The following is a 3,980-nucleotide window of genomic DNA, read 5'->3' on the forward strand; positions in this document are numbered from 1 at the left end:
ATGTTTTGGAGTAAGGTGGCTCGACCGCCCTTTCTCTAGCTGCATCTAGGGGGGACAATGAGTCTGTTCGACTCCTTATCAACCATGGGGCGGATATTAACACAAGAGATAATCTCCATTTGGCAGTCCTTTGCATGGCGGCGTCTTCTGGGCATACTGAGACCGTAAAACTTCTTATCGAGATGGGTGCTGACGTCAATACAAAAAACTATCGTATTGATTGCGTTTCCGCTCTCATGTATGCAGCTCAGGATGGACATATCGAGACAGTAAAGTTGCTCATCGAGAAAGGCGCAGATGTCAATGCGGAGGATTGTGATCAACGAACTGCACTCATTTGGGCAACAAAGTACAAGCATACAAAAATCGTGAATTTATTACTCCAAGCGGGCGCGAGGCGCTGAAGAAGCTAACACGATGGCATTTCCCAGCTTAGCCTTAAGCCTAGTCCATAATCAAACAGGATTTATGAAAATCCATCTTGAACAAGAGAATGAATAGCTACTAGAGCGGAAGAAATGGAGACATACTCATTAACGATTACGAGATTAATCTTCATTCTGCGCATGACTGTATCTTATTAAAGGAGGATCTCGAATGAGTGATGGTAATTCTGAAGGTTCAGGGGGAAGCATTCCTTTTTGTCTCTCATGTTGCTGCCAGCCGATAATCATTTTTCCTCTTATTCTTTTGGTAGTTGTTTTTTTGATACCGACTGCCATGAAATATGATATCGCACATCCTCATCCTTTTGCTTGGGACAAGTATCAAGTAGTGACCTGCCGTCAACTATTAGAAGGTGGTAATAACTATGGTGGTCAACGTGTTTGTGTCATTGGATATACCTACCCAGGAGGTAATTTCGATCTTATTGGCGATACTCGCGCTGAAGTAACCAGTCATGATAGCCAAGATGCTTGTGTAAAGATCGGGCCTGTAGCAGCTTGCTGGAGCGGAGGAAAGTGGAAAGTTGCTGGAATTTATGATGCATCGATTAATAAGATTAGTATGGATGGGTGGATACAATTGCCTAGCGAAGGATCTACAAGTTCTAACTCGGCGTCTAATGCACCTGTCCCAACTTCCGCAGCATTGTTTAAAGCCGTGCGAGCTGGAAACCTGAAGAAGGTTAGAACGCTTATTGCCAAGGGAGTAGATATGAATTCGACGGATGATGATGGCCAAACCCCAATCATGATTGCTGTAAAAAGCAGATATGTTGAAGTAGCTAAGCTGCTTATCGAAAAGGATGCAGAGGGAGCCGATATCAATGCTAAAGATAAGCGAGGGGATACAGCGCTCATGTTCGCTGCCCAAGAAGGGTTTACTAATACGGTGAAGATGCTGATCGAGTTAGGTGCGGATGTCAATGCGACTAACATTGAAAATGAGACCCCTTTGATATACGCGACTTTCGGAGGGCATACCAAAACCGTCAAAGCACTTCTCGATATGGGCGCCAATGCAAATTCGCAAGCCGGAAGCGGCTATACGGCGCTCATCATTGCAGCCGAACACGGGTATTCAGAGATCGCAGAACTTCTCCTTGAGAAGGGCGCTGAATTTCGTTTGGCTAACGGGATGAATGCCTACAATATTGCTGTAGAGAAAGGCAACACGAAAATTGTAGATATAATCAAGAAGGGAGCGAACTCTAGTCACAGGCTAAACGAACAATAAAATACAATAAGAAAAGGAATCAATGAACTCCGTAATATTCGTGGGTATGAGGGAGGACGTTGACTCATATACACCTCTATCACACTAAGCTTGCAATGGTTTCTACGGCACATAATCAGCAAGGAGGGGAAATACTAGGGGTAAACCTTTAACTGAGCTAGAAACCCCATTGTAGTGTCCTAAAGGGGCATGTTTTATGATGGTGCAAACAGTCATAAATCTGCCCCACTGCCTTATAAGATGAACGAATTCGTACGGAGCAATGTTTCAGACGGTTATTGAAAGATTTGTCTCCATTTAGCAAGGGTCAATCAACGTCTTCACGCAAACTTCTTCAAGCTCTGCAGCGATCCCCAGCCCTGACATCCATTCTCGAACGAGAGTTCTCAGCAACTCGCTATCGGAGAAGTATTTGACCTTGCGAGAAAAGCGTTGAGCATCGCTTATAGAAGTTTCAGCAGTATTCTCAGAGGTATCCCTACAGTTCTTAATTGATTGAGGATCGAGGAACGTTGAATACTTGCTCGATAAGGGAAGTTGGATAGCTTTCACCATTAATTTTATAGCCCAACTTCCAAACGCTTCCTTTGGTAAAGATCTGTCGCATTACACCTGTCGCAAGATTTTTTTTGGTCCCATTTACACGACGAAAACCGTTGAGCTCATGATCGACATCCGATTCCTTACAGGGCAAACCCGCCTTGTGAAGTCGGTCGATGCATTCCCGGCGCTCTTCAAACTCTTCGACATTGTTGATCGGGCGGGACGACCAGCCGTCTTCATTTAGTACGCGCTTTCCATCCCAGTCCGTATTGGAGTGGACATCCTTATTGTTCGGTACAAGGTCTACTATATCGGGCATGTCGGGATTAAGCACATCGAAGGGGCTGACCAGTTGTCTTTTGAGATAGGTCGGTGAACCTCCCATCTCATAAATCCCGTATAAATCCTCAATAGCCAGTTGGTGTCCACCACGAGCATTGGAAATCCATTGGCCGTCTTGCCGTATGCCGTACATTCTCGTTTTACCGACCCAGCACTCATTCCCATGCGCTTTAATTTCTAAGCATTCAGCGTTGCCCAAAACAAGGGAGCCTTGAATAAGCGAATGAGTGAAGCGGTTAGAAGACAGCGCGTTATAAAAGTCAGGGAAAAGTTCACTGACAGGCTTGTACTTGCCGCTATCGTCCATTAAAGAATAGCCTGGGTCAGGAACACAAGCGCAAAACCCGTCAGTAGTGGCGTAGAGAGGTTTCCAACCCAAATTAATAGCGGTATTCACGGCAGCGATAAGCGCGATACGGCAGTGGGATGTGACGTTGGCAGCATAGGGTGGACACGTCAATCGTCCTGGCTGCATAATTTGCGTTTTCCCACGGAAATCACGAAGTGACACGCGTTTTAGCCCTTGACCCACTTTGCCATAGACACCGTTCATTTTATTTTTTGCGGAATAGTTCTCGAAAGTGCCTTTGGCGTATTGGCGTCGTCTTCCTGCCATCTTCAATAACCAAGGCTGAAAAAGATAGAGGGGTTGGCCATTTTGTAGAAGAGGATCGAATCGGCAGTAAGCTTCAGAGTTTAATTGGATTTCAGCTCCCATATCAAGAGCCATCGCATATTCGATCAAAGACACCACTACGTCATGCCCTTCACGAGGGAAAAGCAACCCGTTCATCGTATCAACCCCGAAACACGGGGTGTAGCAGGTATCAGGAAAACTGAAGCGGTCGACTCGGAAGAAAGCATATTGCATCAAGTCGCCATTTGCCATATTGCACGCGTCACTAAAGGAACGTTCTTCGCCGATAGGTAAGTGCCGATTAAAGTCGATGGCCGGTAATTGTGACATGATACAAGGATAGGCTGAACTGTAGTCAAAGTCAACAAAGATCGTGCCTGGAGGAGCTTTCAATTCTCCACGTGCATAGGCGACATTATAGCCGCCATGAAAGCTATCGACTACCAGTTGCCAATTATCACTGAGCTTAGGAGTTAGCTTCCAAGCCTTGCGCTTGCCCTTATTGGTGTTGACCACAACGCGCTCTTTACCGACTAGCACTTCAATCGCCATTCCGGTTTCACGCTCAATATCACGAATAAGGGAATCGGCAGCGCCAGAACAAAGCGTGACAGGAGGTTTGGTAATTCCATCTTTCTCATAGTTCTCCATTTCCAAAGCGAATGAGCGTACGACTGCGCGAGTATCTTGCATGCCATATTCTAAAAACAGTTGGGGATCATCGAGTAGCAGCTCATCCATCTTTTCATAATATTCTTTATCAATCTCAATCTTATAT

General features: G+C 45.5%; 3 protein-coding genes and 1 pseudogene. 3 read left to right on the forward strand and 1 reads right to left on the reverse strand.

Annotation, left to right across the window (positions count from 1 at the left end):
• The first annotated feature begins 29 nt into the window (after positions 1 to 29).
• From WCO51_10560 to WCO51_10570, 3 genes and pseudogenes are all read left to right on the forward strand, one after another.
• Positions 30 to 200 (forward strand): annotated as a pseudogene (locus tag WCO51_10560) (ankyrin repeat domain-containing protein).
• A gap of 36 nt (positions 201 to 236) precedes the next feature.
• Positions 237 to 404 carry an ankyrin repeat domain-containing protein gene (locus WCO51_10565; protein ID MEI6513699.1) on the forward strand — a complete coding sequence of 56 codons (168 nt, stop codon included), beginning with the start codon at positions 237 to 239 and terminating at the stop codon, positions 402 to 404.
• 193 nt (positions 405 to 597) lie between these two features.
• Complete coding sequence (locus WCO51_10570) at positions 598 to 1,680, forward strand: ankyrin repeat domain-containing protein (GenBank protein MEI6513700.1); 1,083 nt, start codon at positions 598 to 600, stop codon at positions 1,678 to 1,680.
• Between the two features lie 487 nt (positions 1,681 to 2,167).
• Here the strand turns inward: WCO51_10570 and WCO51_10575 are convergent.
• A partial coding sequence (locus WCO51_10575) for a hypothetical protein (GenBank protein ID MEI6513701.1) occupies positions 2,168 to 3,980 on the reverse strand: 1,813 nt, incomplete at its 5' end.

The sequence above is a fragment of the bacterium genome, assembly GCA_037131655.1.
GTDB lineage: Bacteria > Armatimonadota > Fimbriimonadia > Fimbriimonadales > JBAXQP01 > JBAXQP01.